The organism is Kluyvera cryocrescens NBRC 102467 (assembly GCF_001571285.1).
Taxonomy (GTDB): Bacteria; Pseudomonadota; Gammaproteobacteria; order Enterobacterales; family Enterobacteriaceae; genus Kluyvera; species Kluyvera cryocrescens.
The window spans coordinates 1-2,342 of record NZ_BCTM01000075.1; the positions used below are offsets into that span (position 1 = coordinate 1).

The 2,342-nt window shown below is 53.5% G+C and carries 4 protein-coding genes; 1 reads left to right on the forward strand and 3 read right to left on the reverse strand.

Annotation, left to right across the window (positions count from 1 at the left end; all coding sequences use genetic code 11):
* The coding region (locus KCR01S_RS23485; RefSeq protein ID WP_061285257.1) for a tyrosine-type recombinase/integrase at positions 1-780 on the forward strand (780 nt) is incomplete at its 5' end.
* A 212-nt stretch (positions 781-992) separates the two neighbouring features.
* Here the strand turns inward: KCR01S_RS23485 and KCR01S_RS23490 are convergent.
* The 3 genes from KCR01S_RS23490 to KCR01S_RS24770 form a co-directional block, all read right to left on the reverse strand.
* On the reverse strand, positions 993-1,409 hold the full coding sequence (locus tag KCR01S_RS23490; RefSeq protein ID WP_023338064.1) for a type II toxin-antitoxin system YafO family toxin: 417 nt from the start codon (positions 1,407-1,409) through the stop codon (positions 993-995).
* On the reverse strand, positions 1,400-1,927 hold the full coding sequence (locus tag KCR01S_RS23495) for a hypothetical protein (protein WP_244886228.1): 528 nt from the start codon (positions 1,925-1,927) through the stop codon (positions 1,400-1,402). The genes KCR01S_RS23490 and KCR01S_RS23495 overlap by 10 nt, the downstream gene beginning before the upstream one ends.
* Positions 1,928-2,122: 195 nt before the next feature.
* Positions 2,123-2,342: integrase core domain-containing protein (locus KCR01S_RS24770; RefSeq protein WP_139348828.1), on the reverse strand; the 220-nt coding region annotated here is incomplete at its 5' end.

Sequence of the window (2,342 nt, forward strand, 5' to 3'; positions counted from 1 at the left end):
GAGTCCTGCAGCTGGGGCAGCCTGCGGCGCCATCACGTGATGGCCGTGACCGAACTGCTGCGCGACACCGGCCGGGCCACCGCCACCGTCAACACCTATCTTTCGGCACTCAAGGGCGTGGCGAAGGAAGCCTGGATGCTCAGGCTGATGGACGTGGAGAGCTTCCAGCACATCCGGGCGGTCCGTAACCTGCGCGGCAGCCGTCTTCCGCGCGGCCGGGCCCTGCCGCCGGAGGAGATCCGGGCGCTGTTCGGTGCTTGCGAGGCCGATGACTCCAGCATTGGGGTGCGCGATGCGGCGATGCTGGGTGTCATTCTCGGCTGCGGCCTGCGACGCTCGGAGGCCGTGGGGCTCGATTTGTGTGACATTGTCACAGATGAGCGGGCGCTCAGGGTACTGGGTAAGGGGAACAAGGAAAGGCTGGCCTATATGCCGGCGGGCACCTGGCAGCGGCTCAGAAAGTGGATCGATGACGTGCGGGGAGAAAAAGACGGGCCGCTGTTCACCCGTATCCGCCGCTTTGACACCCTGACGAACGACCGGCTTACCGACCAGACGGTGTACCATGTCCTGCAGGTGCGCCAGCGCCTGGCTGGGATTGCAAAATGCGCACCGCACGATTTAAGGCGAACCTTTGCGACCTCCATGCTGGATAACGGCGAGGACTTAATCACTGTAAAGGATGCCATGGGGCATGCCAGCGTCACCACCACCCAGCAGTACGATCGCCGCGGCGAAGCGCGCCTGCGCACGGCTCGTGACCGTCTGGATCTGATATGAACTTAATAACATACCAAGATGATAAGTTAACAAGATAGTGTGCAAAGATGCTCGCAGGCTGCGCGATTTTCTCGAATGGTTCAACAGTGGAACTTCCGTTAAAGTAGGTCTGCCGGTTATCCTGCTTCCCCTTCTGAACCGGGGTGGTTTGGATATGCGGGATGGCCGGTCCTTTTCGTTCTTTCGCCGGGTACCATATGTGATTTTGAGGGTTATGAAGCGTGAAAATCTTCTGCAACTTCAGAAAAGTAGCTGAGTAACCGGGTATCTCTCGCTGGCATACGTTCATGAGCCGGTGTTATCAGCCCCATCAGCAGAAAGCGGCCGCTATCCCACATGTGTTCTGTGTAAATGAGATAATGATCTGAGGTACGGTTGTAATTCTCTTGTCTGGCACTCCAGGTGAGCTGGAAATGCAGATTAACGTGAATATGCTGGACGTTAGCATCGACAGCGAATGGCGGGAAATCAAAGGGGGCGTCCCTTCCAAGGAGATTCGACGGTGCGCCAGTTGATTTATACGTGATGAACTCTGCCTGTAGCTGACTCTCCAGCTCAGGGTAAACGGCAAACGTGGGCTGGAAAAACGAATCCCACGTGACATGACTGTACTCAGCCGTTAACGCCATTTGGCCGCAGCCCTGTCGCCTGAATCCAGCAGGTGATTCATGGCCGAGAGGTTGATTCCAGAGTCACGCACTTCTGTCGTTCGCGTGATTTGATCAATCAGACTAAGGTAGTTTTTGGCCGCAAGACTGACCATCTTAATGGCCTTAAAGAACGCAAACTCAACAGAATTCCTGTCATACGACTGAATGATGTTTTTTTCCGGCAACATCAGAACAAAGGACTCTGCGATACCTGCGACATGGATAGTATGATTTCTGATGTCGCTGGCGACTTTGATAGCGCCGGAGAAATCGCTGTCTGCATACCGGGCCAGCTCAATGCGACTTGAGCGTAATTCTTCAGCTACGTCATTGAGAGCAACAGTGAGCTCGCTGATATCGGTTTTGTTGACTCTGGAGCCCATTTCGTAAACCCGTTCAACAATCGTAGGCTGACACGCAACCGCTTTGGGTTGCGGCTGGAAACTGGCAAGAACCAGTGCCACTGCGGCCTGCAAGTGCTGGATTTTAAATTTCACGACGACGGACTCCATAATCATCATCTCTCGACGAGGCACTGCATTTTACTACTGAACTTAACTATATGCTAAAAAAAGTTGGTTGCATATGTGGCTGGCACAGCAAACAGGAAATTGAAATCCTCTATCTGGCCGTGGCTTTCAGGATTGCTGCCTGGAGTCTTTCTGACCTGCCCCCACGATTAGATACAACACTCAGTTAGTAACGTCGGAATCTTCATTCTCAGAATGACCCTTTCTCCAGCCCGCTGCAAATTCAGACGGTGTCTGATAATTCAGCGTGGAGTGCGGGCGGCATTCGTTATAATCCTGCCGCCAGTCATTAATAATTTTCCTGGCATGAACGATATCGCTGAACCAGTGCTCATTCAAACATTCATCGCGAAATCGTCCGTTAAAGCTCTCAATAAATCCA

Excerpts from the sequence above, each read along its gene's own strand:
- KCR01S_RS23490 (WP_023338064.1), bottom strand. The coding sequence starts at position 1,409 with ATGGCGTTAACGGCTGAGTACAGTCATGTCACGTGGGATTCGTTTTTC.